Here is a 20141-nt window from a genome sequence, read left to right as displayed (position 1 = left end):
GATCAGATCTCCATGCCCAGCATATTGGCCACTGTGTGCACGTCCTTGTCGCCGCGGCCGGACATGTTGACGATGACGATCTGTTCCTTGTCCATATCAGGCACGATCTTCACCGCCTGCGCGATGGCATGGGCCGATTCCAGCGCCGGAATGATGCCCTCGACGCGCGTCGTCAGCTGAAACGCCTCCAGCGCCTCGTCGTCGAGGATCGGCACATAGTCGACGCGGCCGGAATCGCGCAGCCACGAATGCTCCGGCCCGACGCCCGGATAGTCAAGGCCCGCCGAGATCGAGTGGCCGTCCATGATCTGGCCGTCGGCATTCTGCAGGAGGTAGGTACGGTTGCCATGCAGCACGCCGGGCGCGCCGGCACTCATCGAGGCGCAATGCTCGATGCCGTCGAGGCCGCGACCGCCGGCTTCGACGCCGATGATGCGCACCTCACTATCGTCGAGGAAGGGATGAAACAGGCCGATGGCGTTGGAACCGCCGCCGACACAAGCGATGATCGTGTCCGGCAGCCGGCCTTCCTGCTCGAGGATCTGGGCGCGCGCCTCGGTGCCGATCACCGACTGGAAGTCGCGCACCAGCTCCGGATAGGGATGTGGGCCGGCGGCGGTGCCGATCAGGTAATAGGTGTCCTCGACATTGGTTACCCAGTCGCGCAGGGCCTCGTTCATGGCGTCCTTCAGCGTGCCGTGGCCGGCGGTCACCGGCCGCACCTCGGCGCCCAGAAGCTTCATGCGAAACACGTTGGGGCTTTGCCGGGCGACGTCGGTCGCGCCCATATAGACGATACAGGGAAGCCCGAAGCGCGCCGCCACTGTAGCGGAAGCGACGCCATGCTGGCCGGCACCGGTCTCGGCGATGATCCTCGTCTTGCCCATGCGCTTGGCGAGCAGGATCTGGCCGAGGCAGTTGTTGATCTTGTGCGAGCCGGTGTGGTTCAGGTCCTCGCGCTTGAAATAGACTTTTGCGCCACCCCCGAGGCCCTTAGCCGCGGAAACCCCGCGAAGATGCCGGGTAAGGCCTTCGGCGAAATAGAGCTTCGATGGCCGCCCGGCATAGTGCGTCGAGAGATCGGTCAGTTCGGCCTTGAAATCCGGGTCGTTCTTGACCTCGTTCCAGTGCCGCTCCAGCTCGAGGATCAGGGGCATCAGCGTTTCGGCAACGAAACGACCGCCAAAAATGCCGAACATGCCCTGCTCGTCGGGGCCGGTGCGGAAGGAATTCGGTATCGCCGGCTTATCCATCGCCGATCTCCTGGTCTGTGGTTTGAAGCGTGGTCAGGCGGCGCGGTTGTCGCGTGCTGCCCCGACGGCCCGGAAAAATTGTTCGATCAGCGCCGGTTCCTTGACGCCCGGTGCGCTCTCCACGCCCGAGGAAACATCTATTCCGGGCGGGTTCGCCAGCCGAAGGGCGTCGCCGATATTGCCGGCGTTGAGCCCACCGGAAAGCATGTAATCAACGCCGGCGTCAAGGCCGGCCAGAACGCGCCAGTCGAAGGCAAGGCCGTTGCCGCCCGGCAATTCCGAACCCTTAGGCGGCTTGGCGTCGAACAGGAAACGGTCGGCAATGCCGATGAAGGGTTTAACCCGCTCGAGATCGGCAGTCTCGCTGACCGGCAGCGCCTTCATCACCGGCAAGCCGTAGCGCGCCTTCACTTCGGCCACCCGCCCGGGGGTTTCGGCGCCGTGAAGCTGCAGCATGTCGGGCTGCATCTTTTCGACGATCTCGTCCAGGAACATATCGCTGGCGTCGACCGTCACCGCAACAGCCTTAGCCTTGCCGCGCGCCGCTTCGCGCAGGCGGCCGGCTTCCGCCGGCCCGACATAGCGCGGGCTTTTGGCAAAGAAAATGAAGCCGACATGGCTGGCGCCGCCGGCCAATGCCGCAGCCAGTGCCTTGTCGGTCTTCAACCCGCATATCTTGATGTCGAGCGCCATGGCGCGGGATTGGCACGAAACGGCAAAAGAGTCGAGAAAAAGCATCCTGTTTGCCGCCAGCCCGGAACGCGCTACCTTGCTAATGTAAGAGCGGAACGCGCTACCTTGCTAATATAAGAGCGCGACGCGCTACTTGCTCAGGCACAAAGGCGGGAGAACAAAGACATGCCGGAAAAGACCGTCGCGGAACTCAGGCAAAAGCTGGCACAGGCCCATGAGGTCATCGCTCATTTGATGGACAAGGCGGCTTTCAACGGCGCCGAGGCGCACCGGGCGCTGGCCTATTTCAGCAACGAGACCTTCGAGCAGGATTTTCTGCCTTGGCCGCGCCATGTCGATGAGGGGTTGCGGCCGGAGGAGTTGAACGCGGCGAATGACGATTGATCGGACAACTACTCGAACGCGATCGCCTGCAGCGCGCCGCCATTGCGCTTGAGCCAGTCCTTGCAGCGGTCAGTGTCCGGGCAAAGCTGCTCGCATAATTTCCAGAATTTCGGGCCGTGGTTCATCTCCTTGAGATGCGCCACCTCATGCGCGACGAGGTAGTTTATCACCGGCCGCGGCGCCATCATGATGCGCCAGGAAAACGACAGATTGCCGTCCGACGTGCACGATCCCCAGCGGCTCGACGTATCCTTGAAGCGGATCGCCTTGGCGCGCTTGCCAACCGCAGCACAGTGCTTGGTCACCAGCGCCTCGATCTCGCGCTTGGCCTCGCGCTTCAGGAAATCGGCGATGCGGCGCGGCAGATGCACGCGTTCGCCATGCACGATCATCAGCGGCCCGCGCTCGTCGTGCGACAGCGTGACGGTGCCGCGTTTCGACGGTTCATGGACGATGCGATGCGGCACGCCGCGCATCGGTATCTTGATGCCGGGCCGCACCTGCGGCCGATTGGGCACTTTGGCCAGCCTTTGCTCCAGCCAGTCCTGATGGCGGTCGAGGAATTTTTCGACCTCGCCGCGGCGCAGCCCCGGCGGCACGGTGATGCGCAGGCCGCGGCCGCCGGAATCGATGCGCAGCGTCAGGCGCCGCGCCCGGTCGTTCTCGACGATCTTGAGCGGCAGAGTGCGGCCGGCAACGCAATGCTCGCGCTCCACGACGGGCGTGGGCTTGGGTTTCGTCGGGGTGCGGAAGAAGCCGAAGGACATTCCGGGACGATACGTGATTCGAGGGAAACGACTAGAACAAAAAAGAAACGGCGCCGCTGACGCGACGCCGTTGGATTATCTATCTGCGCACGGGACCTTACTCGTCGAGCAGGCCTAGCGTGCCGCTGGGTTTGTTGTTCGTCGTCGATCCGGTCGTGGGTGATGTCGACTTGTTGCGGTTGGCCATGAAGCGGTCGAACTCTTCCTGGTCCTTGGCGCGGCGCAATTCGCGGGCATATTCGTCGAACTCGCTCAGCATCTCGTCGAGCTTGCGGCGTTCCTCGGCAAGCCGCTCGAGTTCCTTTTCGCGCCAGTCGTCGAAAGCGACGTTGCCGGTGCGGGCGGAGCCATGACTCCAGCGCGCGGCCTTGTCGGAACCGCGGCGGCAGCCGGCGAAGATGCCGTCGGTGGCGCGGTTGACGTCACGCTTGAAGCCGTCGAGCCTGTCGCCCCAGATGATGTAGGCGAGCATGGCTAAGCCGAGCGGCCAGAACACCATGAACCCGATCACCATCAACGCGATGGTCGCCGGCGTCCAGGCCGGACGGATCAATGCAGATGTGTTCATTTCTCCCAATCCTTCAGTTGGAGACAGCCAAATCCGGCTGCGTGGAATCGAAATGGGATGGAGAAAACGGCGATTCAAGACAGCAACCGCCAAAACCGGACAAGCGGCTGAAATGATTATCGCTTTTTGAGCTTTTCGAGGAAAAGCACGACCAATCCCGCTATCAGCCCCCAGAAAGCCGCACCGACGCCGAATAACGTCAGCCCCGACGCGGTGACCGCGAAGGTGACGGTGGCGGCCATCCGCTCGTCCTCGTCTTTCAGGGCGATCGACAGCGCATTGGCGAGCGGTGCCATTAGCGCCAGGCCGGCGACCAGCGCGATCAGGCTCGGCGGCAATACGGCGAAGATCGCCACCAGCGACGCGCCGAACAGGGCAAAGACGAGATAGGCCAGTGCGTAGAACGGCCCGGTCTTCCAGCGCTCGGCTGGATCGGGATGCACGTCGGGTCCGGTGCAGATCGCCGCCGAGATCGCCGCCAGATTGGTGGTCGAGGCGCCGAACGGCGCCGTCAGCAGCGAAAACAGGCCGGTGACGCCGATCAGCGGCCCGGGTTCGGGATGATAGCCGGCTGCCCTCAGCACGGCGAGGCCGGACAGGTTCTGCGAGGCCATGGTGACGAGGTAGAGCGGCAAAGCGAGGCCGATGATCGCGGTGGCGGTGAACTGCGGCATCACCAGCGTCAAGCTCGAGAGTTCCGGTGCCGGCAGACCGCCGACCCGGCCGGTGAGGAAGGCGGCGAGACCGCCGCCGATCAGCACCAACAGCACCGACAGCGCCGGGTTGAACAGGCGGATGACGAAGAACGCCGCAATCAGCGGCAGGATCAGCCACGGGTCGACGGGAACGGTTTTCACCGCATTGATGGCGAAGGTGACGACGATGCCGGCCAGCATTCCGGACGCGACCGAAGCCGGTATTCTGGCGATCAGCTTGGTCAACGGCCCGAACAGGCCTGTGGTGATTAGCAGGACCGCGGTGACGATGAAGGCGCCAACCGCCTCGCCCATCGAAAAGCCGGTCGATGCGGCGATCAGCGCCACGCCTGGCGTCGACCATGCGGTGATGACCGGCATTTTTGTGCGCCAGGACAGCCACAGGCTCTCGATCGCCATCGCCAGGCAAAGCGCCGCCACCCAGCTTGCGGTCTCAACCTGCGTTGCGCCGACCGCCTTGGCGGCGGCGATGACGATGGCCAGCGTACCGCCGAAGCCGACGATCGCCGCCACAAAGGCAGACATCGGAATGGAAATGCGCATGTCCTTATCCCGCCTGCCGCACCATCGCGCCCACCGCCCGCACCAGCATGTCGAGATCCTGAGGCCGCGACAGGCGGTGGTCGCCGTCGGGGATGAGCGACAGCGTGACGTCGTCGGCCGGCAGCAGGCTGACCAGCTTCAGCGCATGGCTCGACGGCACGTCGGGATCGGCCAGTCCTTGCAGGATGTGGACCGGGCAGTGCGTGTCGATCGGCCCGGTCATCACCCGGTTGCTGCGGCCGTCCTCGATCAGAGCGCGCGTGTAGATGTAAGGCTCGGCTGAATAACCCGACGGCTCTTCGAAAAAACCCTTTTTTCTGAGGTCGCGCTTCTGCGCCCCGGTCAGCACCGGCTCCACCAGTTCGAACGTGAAATCAGGCGCCGGGGCCAGCAGCACAAGGCCGGCGACACTGTTCTCGCCCGCCTTGCGCAATTCCTGCACCATACGCAGCGCGATCCAGGCACCCATCGACGAGCCGACCAGGATTTGCCTGCCCTGGGTGAAGCGACGGTAAACGGCCAGGCTCTCGTCCAGCCATTTCGAGATGGTGCCGTCGGCAAAGGCGCCACTCGATTCGCCATGGCCGGAATAATCGTGGCGCAGGAAGGCGCGGCCTTCCCCGAGCGCCCATTCCGACAGGGCTTCGGCCTTAGTGCCCAGCATGTCGGATCTGTAGCCGCCAAGCCAGACGATGCCGGGCTCGGCAGCTGCCGCATGCCTGACGGCGATGCTCGTCCCGTCGACGTCCAGAAAGATCGGGGTGGTGGTCATGGTGTATTCCCTCACGCCGGTCTTTTGGCACAGCAAGGCATTCAACGAAAAGTGCTCTGCTACTTTCTTCGCTTGGTGCAGAGGAGCATTCATCGAGCAGGTGATTTCCTGAGAATGCTGTGCTATTGACTCCGACCGCGCGCTCACCACATTGCGCGTTCGCAATTCTGAACTGAAGAACCCCTTAACGAAACGGCTCAAGGAGACCACGACCATTCGCAGACCTTTCAAAGCAGCGGCGCCCACCAAGGAAGGCCCGCGCTCCAACCGTGACATCCGGGTTCCCCGGGTCCAGCTAATCGACGCCGAAGGCCAGAACCGCGGCGATGTCTCCATCAACGACGCATTGCTGCTCGCCGAAGAGGCTGGGCTCGATCTGGTCGAGATATCGCCCAATGCAGTGCCGCCCGTCGTAAAGATCCTCGATCTCGGCAAGCTGAAATACGCCAACCAGAAGAAGGCGGCCGAGGCGCGCAAGAACCAGAAGGTCATCGAGATCAAGGAGATCAAGATGCGCCCGAACATCGACAGCCATGATTATGAGACCAAGATGAAGGCCGTCCGGCGCTTTTTCGAGGAGGGCGACAAGGTCAAGCTGACATTGCGCTTCCGCGGTCGCGAGATGGCGCATATGGAACTCGGCATGCAGCTTCTGAACAAGGTTCGCGAGGAAGTGGCGCCCATCGCCAAGGTCGAAGCCGAACCGAAGCTCGAAGGCCGCCAGATGATGATGGTGCTGGCGCCCCGCTAAAGCGCGTTGCGCTTTAGTTCTGTTTTGTGCATGTCGTTGTCCCAAAACCGCGGCGCACTTTTGGGCGACATGCATTAAATCCGCCTGAATCATGTTGCAAGGCGTCCCGGCGATCGGCGGGGCGCCTGTTTCTTGTCCAGACGCTGCGATCGCCGGCGAGCGCAAAGACGCTCTGGTTCCCTCGACGATCGGATTCCCGACATGGTCAATGACGTCAAGCATTCGGAAGCCAAATATGGGCTGGGCAGCTACCAGCACACGCGCAGGATGGTGCTTGCCGTCGTCGTCGTCGTCCTGTTCGCGATGCTTTTGTTCGGGCAGTCGGTTTTTCCGCCCGATACGCCAGTGCATGAAACGATCGAAATGGTTGGCGTCGTGCTGATCTTTCTCGGCATCGTCGGGCGCTTGTGGTCGACGCTCTATATCGGCGGTCGCAAATCCTCCGAAGTGGTGACCGGCGGACCCTATTCGATCACCCGCAACCCGCTCTATGTCTTCTCTACTTTAGCTGCCGCCGGTGTCGGCGCACAGATCGGCTCCTTCACCGCCACGATCGGCTTTGGAGCGCTCTGCGCGGGTGCCTTTTACATCGTTATCCTGCGCGAGGAGAAATTCCTCAAGGAGGTTCTCGGCGCGCCATACCAGGCCTACCTGGCGAAAGTGCCGCGCTTTTTACCGAAGCTGTCGCTGTATCAGGAAGGCGACACCGGCGGCTTCAAGCCGCGCCTGCTGCGAACCACGCTGCTGGACGGTCTGGTCTTCCTGGTTGCCTTGCCGGCTTTCGAACTGATCGACGGCGCCCAGCAGTCCGGCATATTGCCGGTGCTGTTCCGTTTCCCCTGAGTACAGTGTTGCTGAGTACAGCGTTGCTGAGCACGGGGTGTTGCGCGCGCCCCCGCTTTGACGTATAGGACCGCCGTTCCCAAAAAACCGCCCGGCAGGGCATGCCGTGGCGGTTTCATTTGCTTTTCGGGCTTTGGTCGGCCTGAAGCGAACAAAAAGCGCATTGGTGCGCATATAAACGGAGTAGCAAAATGCCCAAGATGAAGACCAAATCGGCCGCCAAGAAGCGGTTCAAGATCACAGGTACGGGTAAAGTTCTGTCGGCTGCGGCCGGCAAGCGTCACGGCATGATCAAGCGTTCCAACAAGTTCATTCGAAATGCCCGCGGCACGATGGTTCTGGCTGAACCGGATGGCAAGAAGGTCATCAAGAATTTTCTGCCGAACGGCCTCTAGGGCATGATGCCAAAAAGTTGCAGACTTTTTGGAAAACATCATGCACCAAAATAAGGGCATTCGGTCTGGACACGCATTTGTTTTACGCAATTCCGAACGGAAAACCGCTAGGCACTTTTCCTGGAATTGCTTTTAAGGAGATCATGACATGGCACGCGTAAAGAGAGGCGTCACCTCGCACGCCAAGCACAAGAAGGTCCTGAAAGCCGCCAAGGGTTTTTACGGCCGTCGCAAGAACACCATCCGCATCGCCAAGCAGGCGGTGGAAAAGTCGATGCAGTATGCGTATCGCGATCGCAAGAACCGCAAGCGCTCGTTCCGCGCGCTGTGGATCCAGCGCATCAATGCGGCGACGCATGAGCATGGCCTGACCTATGGCCGCTTCATCGACGGTCTCAACAAGGCCGGCATCGAGATCGACCGCAAGATCCTGTCGGATATGGCCATCCACGAGCCGCAGGCCTTCGCCGCACTCGTGGCCAAGGCCAAGGTTGCACTCGAATACCTCAAGAACACCACGCCGAATGCTTTTGAAAGCGCTGTCGCTTAAGACCAGCGCTTCCCAAGCTATTCGACACTTGATTTGGGAAACCCGCGCTGGCAGGGCTGGCGCGGGTTTTTCTTTGCTTCCAATCGGATCTGGAACATGAGTGACATGGAAACTCTCGAAAATTCCCTGATGGCCGAGATTGCCTCGGCTGCCGATGAGCAGGCGATCGAGGCGGTGCGTGTCTCTGCTCTCGGCAAGAAGGGCTCGGTTTCCGAGATACTGAAGACACTCGGCTCGATGAGCGCCGAGGAGCGCCAGGTCAAAGGCCCGGCAATCAACGGCCTCAAGAACCGCGTCACCGAGGCACTTTCTGTTCGCCGCGCCGAGCTGAAGGACGCGGCGATTACGGCCCGTCTCGCCGCCGAGAAGGTCGACGTCACCTTGCCGGTCAGGCAATCGCCGGCCGAGCGCGGCCGCATCCATCCGATCAGCCAGGTTATCGACGAGATCGCGGCGATCTTCGGCGATCTCGGCTTTGCCATCGCCGAAGGTCCGGACATCGAGACCGACTATTACAATTTCACCTCGCTGAACTTCCCGGAAGGCCACCCGGCGCGCGAGATGCACGACACCTTCTTCTTCCAGCCGGACGCGCAGGGCGAGCGCAAGCTTTTGCGCACCCACACCTCGCCGGTACAGATCCGCACCATGGAAATGCAGAAGCCGCCGATCCGCATCGTCATTCCCGGCAAGACCTACCGGCAGGATTCCGATGCCACCCACTCACCGATGTTCCATCAGGTCGAGGGGCTGGTGATCGACAAATCGGCCAATGTCGCCAACATGAAGTGGGTGCTGGAGGAGTTCTGCAAAGCCTTCTTCGAGGTGCCGAGCGTCAAGATGCGCTTCCGGCCGTCCTTCTTCCCGTTCACCGAGCCCAGCCTCGAGGTCGACATCCAGTGCGACCGTTCGCGGCCGGGCGAAGTGCGCTTCGGCGAGGGCTCGGACTGGATGGAGATCCTCGGCTGCGGCATGGTCCACCCCAATGTGCTCCGCTACGGCGGCCTCGATCCCGACGAATACCAGGGCTTTGCCTGGGGCATGGGCATCGACCGTATCGCCATGCTGAAATACGGAATGCCAGATCTGCGCGCCTTCTTCGACGCGGATGTGCGCTGGCTGTCGCATTACGGTTTTAGGCCGCTCGACATGCCGACGCTGTTCGGGGGCTTGAGCGCGTGACAACCGGGCCGCAGCAAATCCGCGGGCAGCTCGCCTTCCTGCACATGTCCGACGCGCGGCCGCATAGCTTCAAGTGCAGCGTGCCTAGACCAGACGGAACACAGTCATGAAACTTACCCTCTCCTGGCTCAAGGATCATCTCGAGACCGACGCCTCGCTGGCGGAAATCGTCGAGCGTCTCACCTCGATCGGCCTCGAGGTCGAGCATGTCGACGACCGGGCGAGCCTGGCCCCCTTCGTCATCGCCAAGGTGGTGACGGCGGTCCAGCATCCCGACGCCGACCGGCTTCGCGTGCTGACCGTCGACACCGGCGACGGCAGGGCGCCAGTGCAGGTTGTGTGTGGAGCGCCGAACGCCCGCGCGGGCCTGATCGGCGCCTTTGCAGCACCGGGCACCTATATTCCCGGCATCGACGTGACGCTGACCGTCGGCAAGATCCGCGGCGTTGAAAGCCACGGCATGATGTGCTCCGAGCGCGAGCTCGAATTGTCAGAAGAGCATGACGGCATCATCGACCTGCCGGCCGATGCGCCGGTCGGCACCAGTTTCGCCGCCTATGCCCATCTCGACGATCCGCTGATCGAGATCAATCTGACGCCGAACCGGCCCGATGCAACCAGCGTCCATGGCATCGCCCGCGATCTGGCTGCGAGCGGGCTCGGCACGCTGAAGAGCGCGCCGATAGAGCCGGTCCCCGGCAAGGGCGAGACGCCGGTCAAGGTGACGATCGAAGCGCCGGAGCTCTGTCCCGGTTTTGCGCTGCGCCTGGTGCGCGGCGTCAAGAACGGTCCGTCGCCGAAATGGCTGCAGCAAAGGCTTCTCGCCATCGGCTTGAGGCCGATCAGCGCGCTCGTCGACATCACCAATTACGTCACCTTCGACCGCGGCCGGCCCCTGCATGTCTTCGACGCTGGGAAGGTCACCGGCAATCTCGCCGTGCGCCGGGCGCGTGACGGCGAAAAGGTGCTGGCGCTCGACGGCCGCGAATACACGCTTACGCCGGAGATGTGCGTGATCGCCGACCAGGACGGCATCGAATCGATCGCCGGCATCATGGGCGGCGAGCATTCCGGCTGCGACGAGAACACCACCGACGTGCTGATCGAGTCGGCGCTTTGGGACCCGATCGCGACCGCCCGCACTGGCCGCACGCTCGGCATCATCACCGATGCACGCTATCGGTTCGAGCGCGGCGTCGACCCGGAGATGATGGTTCCCGGCCTGGAGCTGGCAACGAAGCTGGTGCTCGATTTCTGCGGCGGCACGCCGGCGCAAACCGAAGTCGTCGGCTACGCAGGCCATCGGCCGAAGATCGTCTCGTTTCCGTTGTCGGAAGTGAAGCGGCTGACCGGCATCGAAGTGCCGCGCTCGACGAGCCTCGACATTCTTGCCCGCCTCGGCTTCGAGCCGGAGGGCACGGGCGATGTCGTCAATGTGGCGGTCCCGTCCTGGCGGCCGGATGTCGCCGGCAAGGCCGACCTGGTCGAGGAGGTCATGCGCATCCACGGCGTCGACAACATCGCGCCGCAGCCGCTTGGTTCTCATGATGCGGTCAACGCCAAGATCCTGACTGTGCTGCAGATCCGCACCCGCGCCGCCAAGCGGGCACTCGCCGTGCGCGGCATGATGGAGGCCGTCACCTGGTCGTTTATTCCGGCAAAACACGCCGAATTGTTCGGCGGCGGCCAGCAGGCGCTGAAGCTTGCCAACCCGATCGCCGCCGATATGTCGGACATGCGGCCGTCGCTGCTGCCGGGGCTGATTGCGGCCGCGCAGCGTAATGCCGACAAGGGCATCGGCGATGTCGCGCTGTTCGAAGTGTCGGGCACCTACGAGGGCGATGGCGCCGACCAGCAGCGGCGTGTTGCCGCCGGCGTGCGGCGCGGCACCGCCAAGCTCGAGGGCTCCGGCCGCCATTGGGCCGGCAACGCCGGCGCCGTCGGCGTCTTCGACGCCAAGGCCGATGCGATCGCAGCACTCGAAGCCTGCGGCGCGCCGGTCGAGCGGCTGCAGATCGAGGCCGGCGGCCCGGCCTGGTATCATCCCGGCCGCTCCGGCACGATCAAGCTTGGGCCGAAGGTAATCCTTGGCACGTTTGGCGAGTTCCATCCGAAGACGCTGGAGGGGCTGGACGTCTCCGGCCCGCTTTGCGGCTTCGAAGTGTTCATCGATGCGGTGCCTGAGCCGAAGGCCAAGCCGACGCGGACGAAGCCGAGGCTCGATCTGTCCGCCTTCCAGGCGGTCAAGCGCGATTTCGCCTTCGTCGTCGACAAGGCGGTCGATGCCGGCACACTCGTTCGCGCTGCCCTTGCCGCCGACCGGAAGCTGATTTCCGGTGTCTCGGTGTTCGATGTTTTCGAGGGTGCAGCGCTCGGCGCGGCGAAGAAGTCGATCGCCATCGAAGTGTCGATCCAGCCGGTTGAAAAGACGCTGACCGATGAGGATTTCGAGGCGCTTGCCAAGCGCATCGTCGAGAATGTCGGCAAGCAGACCGGCGGCGTGCTCAGAACCTAGAACGGTTGCGATGATGGTTCACACCAGCAAGCTCTCCATCACCTGGCTGGCAACTCACATCGGGACGATCGACGGCTTCCTGGATGACCAGGAATGCGCCGATCTGATCGCTGACAGTGAACGGCGCGGTTTCGAGGCGGCCAAGGTGAACAGCTCCGGCGGCGCCACCGTCCTGAAGGAGCTTCGCAACAACGACCGGGTTGTCTTCGATGACGAGGACCTTGCGGATTTGCTCTTCGCACGGGCGCGGCCTCTGCTCTATCGTGGTCTCGGCGACTGGCGCTTGACCGGGCTGAATGAGCGTTTCCGTTTCTATCGCTATGGGCCGGGCCAGAAGTTCGATTGGCACCATGACGGCTATTTCGAGCGCCACGCCTTGGAGCGCAGTCAGTTCACGTTCATGATTTATCTATCGGATGGATTTGAAGGGGGAGGAACCTCGTTTCGCGGCGAGATGCCGGGCTATGCCGGTAGCAGTCTTCTGGTGAAGCCGAAGAAAGGAATGGCACTGGCGTTCTACCATCCGATCGAGCATCGCGGCGACGAGGTGCTGTCGGGGCGCAAGTACGTCATCCGAACGGACGTGATGTACAAGCGCCAATGAAAGGCTGTCCGTTGTGCCGCTGAGCTAGATGCACCTGACCCCGCTGGAAGTGTTTTTCGTCCAGGAGTTCTGCCGTTCCGCCGGCATTTCTCCTGTCATGATGGGTACCCTGAAAGTCAAAAAACGCAGCCGCGATCCTGTAGGGTTCATGACCACAGTCACTTCCTCATCGGTTGCTCCGGAATTGCGATTTGAGAGTCGGGTGTTCAGTTCGCCCAGGGTAGCGTATGTCGGCCCCGACCGGCTTCCTTGCGGCATGGTTTTGTTCTTCGACGAGGTTACAGGAAGGCTCGACGCGATCGAGGGCTTTGCATATGGCGAGGAGTGGCCTTCAAACGAAGAACCGTTCTTCTGGGCAGAGCCTGACGAACCATGAACTGATGGATTGCGCAGGCATCGCGAATCGCCTTCCAAGAGCCGATGGACCATCTGCGCTATTCCGGGCTCTCCTTCGAAACTCAGCGCACGGCGTTTCTCGACATCGTCTCGAAAGACGCCCTGATCCATGAAGCGCTGGTTCGCGCGCGCGGTCTCGACCTCCCCGACTGGCTGGTCGTGTCCGGCGCGCTTTACAACAGCGTCTGGAACCATCTGACCGGAAAGCCGTCGGGCTATGGCATCCGGGATGTCGACCTGTTTTATTTCGATGAGAGCGATCTGTCTTACGAGGCCGAGGATTTGGTCATTCGTTGTGCAGCGGAGCATTTCGAAGGGTTGACGCTTCCGGTCGAGATCCGCAATCAGGCGCGGGTGCATCTGTGGTTTGAGGCGCGCTTTGGCGGTTCCTATCCCAGACTGTCGTCGTCCGCCGAGGCGCTTTGCTATTTCGCGTCGAAGACGCATGCGGTCGGCGTCCGCTTCGGCAATCACGGCCAGCTGGAGCTCGTCGCGCCGTTCGGGCTCGACGAAATCTTTTCATTTCGAATTACGCCGAACCGGGCACTGGACAATCGGCAGACGCACGAGACGAAGGGCGCTCGCGCAAGGGAGAACTGGCCGGAGATCAGTGTCGTGCCTTGGTAGGAAATGTCGGCGCGAGGCACCCCCCTCTGTCCTGCCGGACATCTCCCCCTCAAGGGGGGAGATCGGATGTCGCCTCGGCTTTCGCCAATCACCGGCGCCGGAAGGGCGGGCAGGGCGCTGGAACTGCCAATCTCCCCCCTTGAGGGGGATATGTCCGGCAGACAGAGGGGGGTGTTTCGCGCCAATTTCTCGCAATTATTTGCATTGCGCTGCCACCGAAAACGGGGTGCCGAAACGCCCCGTTTTCGATTCCGCCGTCGATCGCCACTCACCCGTTGACCAGGGCCAGCAGCTCCTCGGTATAGCGCTTGCCGACCACCTTCTCCGGCGACAGCGCATCGCCGATGGCCTGCACCTCGGCCGCGCTCAATTCGATATCCGCCGCCGCCGTATTCTGTTCCAGATGGCGGATTTTTCGTGCACCAGGGATCGGTACGATGAAATCGCCCTGATGCAGCACCCAGGCGAGCGCCAGCTGCGCCGGCGTCACGCCCTTCTCGGCGGCCATCTTTTCCAGCACGGCGACGACCGCCGCATTGGCCGCCATGGCGTCGGCCTGGAAGCGCGGCAACCCGCGGCGCCAGTCGTCGGCGCCGAGAACATCGGGCTTGGCGATCGTGCCGGTGAGCAGGCCGCGGCCGAGCGGGCTATAGGGGACAAAGCCGATGCCGAGCTCGCGGCAGACGGCCAAGACCTCTTCCTCCGGATCGCGGGTCCACAGCGAATATTCGCTCTGCACGGCGGCGATCGGATGCACGGCATGCGCCCGGCGGATGGTCGCCGCACTCGCCTCCGACAGGCCGAGCGCCCGCACCTTGCCCTCGCGCACCAGCTCGGCCATGGCGCCGACCGTATCCTCGATCGGCACGTTGGGATCGACGCGGTGCTGGTAGTAGAGGTCGATAACCTCCGTATCCAGCCGCTTCAACGACGCTTCGGCAACCGCCTTGACGTGTTCGGGACGGCTGTCGACGCCGGCCATGCGCTCCATGCCGCTGCCTTCTTCGAGGATCTTGAAGCCGAATTTGGTTGCGATCGTCACCTTGTCACGCACCGGCTTCAGCGCCTTGCCGACCAGGACCTCGTTCTCGTAGGGGCCATAGACTTCGGCCGTGTCGAAGAAATTGACGCCGATCTCGACGGCGTGGCGCAGCGTGGCAATCGCCTCCGCCTCCGGCTGGCCGCCATAGGCAAAGCTCATCCCCATGCAGCCGAGGCCGACCGGGTAGACGTCGAGTTCATTGCCAAGCTTGCGGGTTTGCATCACGTGTCTCCTTCTTGTGATGGTTGTGATGCGGCAGAGATAGCGTCTTGCGCTGCGTTCGATAATCGGCTCTCATCTGCACGGGCTGTTCCAAGAAATAGATCAATGAAGCGAACCCATCTTTCACAGCTCGCTGTGCTGGCAACGGTCGCCCAATGCGGCAGTTTTCGCGGTGCCGCCAAGGAGCTGGCAATCGCGCCATCCGCGGTCAGTCATGCGGTTTCCACCCTCGAAGCGCGCCTCGGCGTCCGCCTTCTGGCGCGCAGTACGCGCAGCGTCGCGCCGACCGAGGCGGGCGCGCAGCTGCTCGAGCGTCTCAGGCCGGCGCTGTCGGAGATCGACCTGGCGCTGGAATCGGCGATCGAGGCACGCGACCGGCCGGCCGGCAATCTCAGGCTGACCGTGCCGCGCACCGCGGCCCACCTGGCGCTGACGCCAAGGCTCGGCGCCTTTGCCGCTGCCTATCCGGACATCGTGCTGGAAATCGTCATCGAGGACCGCTTCACCGACATGGTCGAGGGCGGCTTCGATGCCGGCGTGCGGCTGGGCGAGAGCCTGCAGCGCGACATGATCGCCGTGTGCATCGGGCCGAACCTCCGCGGCGCCGTGGTCGGCGCGCCGTCCTATTTCAAGACCAGGCCCAGGCCGCTGCATCCGCACGATCTTGCCGCTCACCGCTGCATCCGTTTCCGCTTCTCCAGCGGCATTCTCTACCGATGGGAATTCGAGAAAAACGGCGAGGAGATCGAGATAGCGGTACAGGGGCCGCTGATCCTCGACGAGGACCATCTGATTGCCAACGCCGCGGTAGATGGCGCCGGGCTTGCCTTCGTGTTCGAGGACTATGTCCGCGATGCGCTCACCACCGCCAAGCTCATTCGCGTGCTGGAGGACTGGTGCCCGCCTTTCGACGGCTTCTTCGTCTATTATCCCAGCAGCCGCCAGATGCGGCCGGCGCTCAGGGCCTTTGTCGATTTCTTCAAGGTCGGCGAGTAAGCCAACCCTCCCCACAAGGGAGAGGTGGAAGAAAGCCGACCTGGCATTCGTTCACCGACCATGTCAGCACTGCCCAAAAACCAGGCCACCGGCTACGGCTGGACGGCGATCATCCTTCACTGGCTGATCGCGGCGCTCTTTATCGGCCAGTTCGTGCTCGGCTTCGTCATGGTGAGACTGTCCAGCCAGCGCACCGCCTTCGAACTGATCCAGCTGCATAAATCCTTCGGCTTCCTGCTGCTTGGGCTGGTCATCCTGCGCATCGCCTGGCGCCTAGGCAGACCGACCCCGCCGCTGCCGCGCTCGGTCGGCCCGTTCGAGCGCCGGATGGCGCCGCTGGTCCATCTCGCGCTTTATGCGTTTCAGCTCGCTCTGCCGTTGTCCGGCTGGGCGCTGGTCTCGGTCTCGGTGCTGGAGATCCCGAGCGTGCCGTTCAATCTGTTCGTCATGCCCAATCTGCCGCTTGGCGAATCGGACAAGGCAGAAAGCTTCTGGGCAGCGACGCACTGGTATCTCGCCTATGCCGGCATCGGACTTGTCGCTTTGCATCTCGCCGCGGCGCTGCGCCATCATTTCTGGCTGAGGGATACGGTGCTGACGCGCATGATCACGGCTTCGTCACATCGCGACACGGAATAGAGCGGGCGGCTCATTCGTTGATGGGGCGAGGACGCAAGAAAGCGTTGCCTGCCAAGAGGACCATTTCCATGTACGCGCGCATCTTCGGATTTGCGGCAACTGCCGCTTGTTTTGCCATGCCTGTTTTCGCCGCCGTTGCCCTTGGCGACGCGGCCGGCAGCTACACCATCAGTCCGGGGAGTTCCAGCATCCACTTCTCCATCGCCAAGCTCGGCGGCGGCGGGCTCGACGGTGCTTTCTCCCGCTTCAAGGGCAGTATCCTCATCGACAACAGCGATGTCGGCCGGTCCCAGGTCAATTTCACCATCTTCCCCGAAAGCGTCGGTACCGGCCAAGGCCGCATCGATGCCTTTCTCCGCTCGGACGCAGTCTTCGACGCGGCCAACAATCCGGAGATCCAGTTCCGTTCGACCAGCGTCAAACGGACCGGCGACACGTCAGCCCTTGTCACCGGCCGGCTGACGGCGCGCGGCAAGACCTTTCAGGAAAAATTCACGGCCGAGCTTGGCGGCCTCAAGGCGGGCACGATAAAATTCCACGTCACCGGCAAGGTGTTGCGGTCGCGCTATGGCATGGATGTCGGCACGCCGATTTATTCCAACGTCGTCGACTTCGACATGACGCTGACGGGTAGAAGGGGATAGTCTTTGCGGAACCTGGTTCCTCGCCCCCGCAAAGCGGGGGAGAGGTGGCCCGGCGAAGCCGGGACGGAGAGGGGGACGACGGCCGCCAAGCCAGAATCCTGCAGGGGCAGGGCGCGGACTGATTATGATGCGAAGCCCATAACGGGCGCGTGAACAGCCAATTCGGCCGCCGCGAAGGCCCCTCTCCGTCTCGGGCTTCGCCCGAGCCACCTCTCCCCACTTCGTGGGGCGAGGAACCAGTGTCCCGCATTGGCTTTTCTCTTGAATTAGGGCAAACCTCCAGGCCTGCAATCGAGAGGAGAAACCTGATGTTCCGATGGGGTGTTTTGTCGACGGCCAAGATCGGCCGCGAGCAGCTTTTGCCGGCAATCGTCGAGGCGGAGAATGGCGTGCTGTCGGCGATCGCCAGCCGCGACCTGTCGAAAGCCCGGGCACTCGGTGAACGCTTCGGCGCGCGCCACGCTTTCGGCTCCTATGAGGAGCTGCTCGCCTCCAGCGACATCGACGGCGTCTACATTCCGCTGCCGACCTCGCAGCATGTCGAATGGACGGCCAAGGCGATCGAGGCCGGCAAGCATGTTCTGGTCGAAAAGCCGCTGGCGCTCGATGCCAAGGACATTCCGCCGCTGATCAAGCTGCGCGATGCCAGGAAGGTTCTGGTCTGCGAAGCCTTCATGGTCGTCTACCATCCGCAATGGATCAAGGTGCGCGAGCTGATCGCCAACGGCGCCATCGGCCGGCTGCGCCATGTCCAGGGCGCGTTCTCCTATTACAATGTCGACCCCAACAACATGCGCAACAAGCTCGATCTTGGTGGCGGCGCGCTGCCCGACATCGGCGTCTATCCGACGGTGTCGACACGCTTTTCGACGGGCAAGGAGCCGCTGCGCGTCCAGGCGACGATCGAGCGCGACAAGACATTCGGCACCGACATCTATTCCTCGATCCGTGCCGATTTCGGCGACTTCGAGCTGTCCTTCTACCTGTCGACGCAGATGGCGGCACGCCAGGTGATGGTCTTCCACGGCGAGAAGGGCTTCATCGAGGTGTTCTCACCGTTCAACGCCGGGCTCTACGACCATCACCGCGTCGAGCTGCACAACCAGAACCACAGCGAGGCGCAGGTGTTCCGCTTTCCTGGCACGCAACAGTACCGGCTGGAAGTCGAGGCCTTCGCGCGGGCGGCACAGGGCGGCAAGGACCGCGTCTTCACCCTGGAAGAATCCGTGCTCAACCAGAAGGTCATCGATGCCATCTTTCGCGCCGGCGAGAAGGAAGGCTGGGAGGCAGTCTAGGCCGGCCATGATCCCAAAAAGTGGGGGACCGGTTTTTGGACGAGATCATGGTCAAATAGATGCCCGACGACGCGGATGTGATCATTGTCGGCGCCGGCCTTGCCGGCCTTGTCGCGGCGGCCGAACTGACTGCGGCCGGCAAGAAGACCATCATCGTCGAGCAGGAGCCGGAACAGTCGCTTGGCGGTCAGGCATTCTGGTCGCTCGGCGGCATCTTCCTCGTCGATTCGCCCGAACAACGGCGCATGCGCATCCGCGATTCGTATGAGCTGGCGCTCGAGGACTGGCTGGGCACCGCAGCCTTCGACCGTGCGGAAGATCTCTGGCCGCGCCGCTGGGCCGAGGCCTATCTCGGCTTCGCCGCCGGCGAGAAGCGGTCCTGGCTCATGCAGCGCGGCCTGAAATTCTTTCCGGTGGTCGGCTGGGCCGAACGCGGCGGCGGCAATGCCGTCGGCCACGGCAATTCGGTGCCGCGCTTCCACATCACCTGGGGCACCGGCCCTGGCGTGCTCGAACCGTTCGTCCAGCGCGTGCGCGAGGCCGAGAAGCGCGGATTGATCCGCTTCAGGTTCCGTCACCGGGTCAACGAATTGACCCGGACGGGCGGCGTCGTCAACGGCGTGCGTGGCGACCTATTGGCGGCGAGCGATGCCGAGCGCGGCCGCAAGAGCTCGCGCGAGATCGCCGGCGATTTCGAGCTGAAGGCGCAGGCCGTCATCGTCGCCTCCGGCGGCATCGGCGCCAATCACCAGCTGGTTCGGGAGAATTGGCCGCAGCGGCTGGGTGCGCCGCCGAAACGCATGATCACCGGCGTTCCCGATCATGTCGATGGCCGCATGCTGGCGATCGCCGAGGCTGCCGGCGGCAGGCTCATCAACCGCGACCGCATGTGGCACTATGTCGAGGGCGTCAGGAACTGGGCACCACTCTGGACCGATCATGCGATCCGCATCCTGCCCGGCCCGTCATCGCTGTGGCTCGACGCGCGCGGCAAGCGCCTGCCGGTGCCGCTTTATCCCGGTTTCGACACGCTGGCCACGCTCAGCCACATCATGAGCACCGGATACGACTATTCCTGGTTCATCCTGACCAAAAAGATCATCCAGAAGGAGTTCGCGCTGTCGGGTTCCGAACAGAACCCCGATCTGACCGGGAAGAGCTGGCGCCAGGTGCTCGGCCGCGCCACCGGCGGCGTGCCCGCGCCGGTCAATGCGTTCATGGAGAAGGGCGAGGATTTCATCGTCGAGCCTGATTTGCCGGCGCTGGTCGCCCGCATGAACGCACTGACCGGCGGCGAGCCGCTGCTCGAACTGGGGCAGGTCGAGCGCGAAATCCGCGCCCGCGACCGGCAGCTCGACAATCCGTTCTCCAAGGACATGCAGATCACCGCGCTGCGCGGTGCGCGAGCTTATCTCGGCGACCGGCTGATCCGCACCGCAAGGCCGCACAAGCTGCTCGACCCCGCCAATGGCCCGCTGGTTGCCGTCAGGCTCAGCATCCTGACCCGCAAGACGCTCGGCGGGCTTGAGACTGACCTCGACAGCCGGGTGCTGGGCGCCGGCGGCCAACCGGTCGAGGGACTGTACGCGGTGGGCGAGGCCGCCGGTTTCGGCGGCGGCGGCATGCACGGCTATGCAGCGCTCGAAGGCACGTTTCTCGGCGGCTGCATCTTTTCCGGCCGCAGCGCTGGACGGGCGGCGGCACGCGCGGTGGGGTGAAACAAGGCCCGCGGCGGCCGTTTGCG

22 protein-coding genes are annotated in these 20141 nt (G+C 63.2%); 15 read left to right on the top strand and 7 right to left on the bottom strand.

All coding sequences use genetic code 11. The features are described 5' to 3' along the window. Nucleotides 1–2 precede the first annotated feature (2 nt). Both trpB and NKH70_RS00640 read right to left on the bottom strand, forming a co-directional pair. Nucleotides 3–1253 (bottom strand): tryptophan synthase subunit beta, encoded by a 1251-nt coding sequence (trpB, locus tag NKH70_RS00645; RefSeq protein WP_352911674.1) that lies wholly within the window; start codon nt 1251–1253, stop codon nt 3–5. 33 nt (nt 1254–1286) lie between these two features. Then, nucleotides 1287–1946 (bottom strand): phosphoribosylanthranilate isomerase, encoded by a 660-nt coding sequence (locus NKH70_RS00640; RefSeq protein WP_352717373.1) that lies wholly within the window; start codon nt 1944–1946, stop codon nt 1287–1289. Nucleotides 1947–2111: 165 nt separating this feature from the next. On the opposite strand from NKH70_RS00640, the gene NKH70_RS00635 reads away from it, so the two are divergent. After that, complete coding sequence (locus NKH70_RS00635) at nt 2112–2330, top strand: hypothetical protein (RefSeq protein ID WP_352717216.1); 219 nt, start codon at nt 2112–2114, stop codon at nt 2328–2330. A gap of 8 nt (nt 2331–2338) precedes the next feature. Here NKH70_RS00635 and NKH70_RS00630 read toward each other — a convergent pair whose 3' ends face one another. The 4 genes from NKH70_RS00630 to NKH70_RS00615 all read right to left on the bottom strand — a co-directional run bounded on the left by NKH70_RS00630 (nt 2339) and on the right by NKH70_RS00615 (nt 5696). After that, nucleotides 2339–3097 (bottom strand): M48 family metallopeptidase, encoded by a 759-nt coding sequence (locus NKH70_RS00630; RefSeq protein ID WP_352717218.1) that lies wholly within the window; start codon nt 3095–3097, stop codon nt 2339–2341. A 97-nt stretch (nt 3098–3194) separates the two neighbouring features. After that, entirely contained in the window at nt 3195–3665 is a 471-nt protein-coding gene (locus tag NKH70_RS00625; RefSeq protein WP_352911671.1) for a DUF2852 domain-containing protein, read from the bottom strand. Between the two features lie 116 nt (nt 3666–3781). Further along, a complete protein-coding gene (locus tag NKH70_RS00620) occupies nt 3782–4924 on the bottom strand; it encodes a benzoate/H(+) symporter BenE family transporter (protein ID WP_352911668.1) in 1143 nt (380 codons plus the stop codon). 4 nt (nt 4925–4928) lie between these two features. Continuing rightward, nucleotides 4929–5696, bottom strand: coding sequence for an alpha/beta hydrolase (locus tag NKH70_RS00615; protein ID WP_352911666.1), 768 nt, complete (start codon nt 5694–5696; stop codon nt 4929–4931). Between the two features lie 214 nt (nt 5697–5910). Here NKH70_RS00615 and infC point away from each other — a divergent pair, with 214 nt between their 5' ends. The 9 genes from infC to NKH70_RS00570 all read left to right on the top strand — a co-directional run bounded on the left by infC (nt 5911) and on the right by NKH70_RS00570 (nt 13559). Further along, nucleotides 5911–6447, top strand: a complete 537-nt coding sequence (gene infC, locus NKH70_RS00610) for a translation initiation factor IF-3 (RefSeq protein WP_023677573.1) — start codon at nt 5911–5913, stop codon at nt 6445–6447. Nucleotides 6448–6648: 201 nt separating this feature from the next. Continuing rightward, nucleotides 6649–7290, top strand: coding sequence for a methyltransferase family protein (locus NKH70_RS00605; RefSeq protein WP_352717221.1), 642 nt, complete (start codon nt 6649–6651; stop codon nt 7288–7290). Nucleotides 7291–7481: 191 nt separating this feature from the next. Further along, on the top strand, nt 7482–7685 hold the full coding sequence (gene rpmI, locus NKH70_RS00600; RefSeq protein ID WP_006201248.1) for a 50S ribosomal protein L35: 204 nt from the start codon (nt 7482–7484) through the stop codon (nt 7683–7685). Nucleotides 7686–7833: 148 nt separating this feature from the next. Further along, complete coding sequence (rplT, locus tag NKH70_RS00595) at nt 7834–8235, top strand: 50S ribosomal protein L20 (RefSeq protein ID WP_352522431.1); 402 nt, start codon at nt 7834–7836, stop codon at nt 8233–8235. A gap of 96 nt (nt 8236–8331) precedes the next feature. Further along, nucleotides 8332–9417: a phenylalanine--tRNA ligase subunit alpha gene (pheS, locus tag NKH70_RS00590; RefSeq protein WP_352717222.1), complete on the top strand. Its 1086-nt coding sequence runs from the start codon at nt 8332–8334 to the stop codon at nt 9415–9417. Nucleotides 9418–9523: 106 nt separating this feature from the next. Beyond that, the gene (pheT, locus tag NKH70_RS00585) at nt 9524–11932 is read left to right on the top strand and encodes a phenylalanine--tRNA ligase subunit beta (protein WP_352717223.1); all 2409 of its coding nucleotides are present in this window, start codon (nt 9524–9526) and stop codon (nt 11930–11932) included. A gap of 10 nt (nt 11933–11942) precedes the next feature. Continuing rightward, the gene (locus tag NKH70_RS00580) at nt 11943–12536 is read left to right on the top strand and encodes a prolyl hydroxylase family protein (protein WP_352568469.1); all 594 of its coding nucleotides are present in this window, start codon (nt 11943–11945) and stop codon (nt 12534–12536) included. 28 nt (nt 12537–12564) lie between these two features. Then, the gene (locus NKH70_RS00575; RefSeq protein WP_352911658.1) at nt 12565–12912 is read left to right on the top strand and encodes a hypothetical protein; all 348 of its coding nucleotides are present in this window, start codon (nt 12565–12567) and stop codon (nt 12910–12912) included. A 44-nt stretch (nt 12913–12956) separates the two neighbouring features. Next, nucleotides 12957–13559, top strand: coding sequence for a nucleotidyltransferase family protein (locus tag NKH70_RS00570; protein ID WP_352977091.1), 603 nt, complete (start codon nt 12957–12959; stop codon nt 13557–13559). A 268-nt stretch (nt 13560–13827) separates the two neighbouring features. On the opposite strand, the gene NKH70_RS00565 is transcribed toward NKH70_RS00570, so the two are convergent. After that, nucleotides 13828–14823, bottom strand: coding sequence for an aldo/keto reductase (locus NKH70_RS00565; protein ID WP_352911652.1), 996 nt, complete (start codon nt 14821–14823; stop codon nt 13828–13830). A gap of 105 nt (nt 14824–14928) precedes the next feature. Between NKH70_RS00565 and NKH70_RS00560 the strand changes: the two genes are divergently transcribed. The 5 genes from NKH70_RS00560 (at nt 14929) to NKH70_RS00540 (ending at nt 20115) form a co-directional block, all read left to right on the top strand. Continuing rightward, nucleotides 14929–15819: a LysR family transcriptional regulator gene (locus NKH70_RS00560; protein WP_353024764.1), complete on the top strand. Its 891-nt coding sequence runs from the start codon at nt 14929–14931 to the stop codon at nt 15817–15819. A gap of 60 nt (nt 15820–15879) precedes the next feature. Further along, complete coding sequence (locus NKH70_RS00555; RefSeq protein WP_352717227.1) at nt 15880–16458, top strand: cytochrome b; 579 nt, start codon at nt 15880–15882, stop codon at nt 16456–16458. Nucleotides 16459–16526: 68 nt separating this feature from the next. Next, on the top strand, nt 16527–17102 hold the full coding sequence (locus tag NKH70_RS00550) for a YceI family protein (protein WP_352717229.1): 576 nt from the start codon (nt 16527–16529) through the stop codon (nt 17100–17102). A gap of 308 nt (nt 17103–17410) precedes the next feature. Then, entirely contained in the window at nt 17411–18397 is a 987-nt protein-coding gene (locus tag NKH70_RS00545) for a Gfo/Idh/MocA family protein (protein ID WP_352490432.1), read from the top strand. Nucleotides 18398–18456: 59 nt separating this feature from the next. Further along, complete coding sequence (locus NKH70_RS00540) at nt 18457–20115, top strand: FAD-binding dehydrogenase (RefSeq protein ID WP_352911649.1); 1659 nt, start codon at nt 18457–18459, stop codon at nt 20113–20115. Nucleotides 20116–20141: the final 26 nt, after the last annotated feature.

Origin of the sequence: Mesorhizobium sp. M0991 (assembly GCF_040318915.1) — a bacterium.
Lineage (GTDB): Bacteria > Pseudomonadota > Alphaproteobacteria > Rhizobiales > Rhizobiaceae > Mesorhizobium.
The sequence above is the reverse complement of the archived record's forward strand: the minus strand, read 5'-3'. Positions and strand labels throughout refer to the sequence as shown.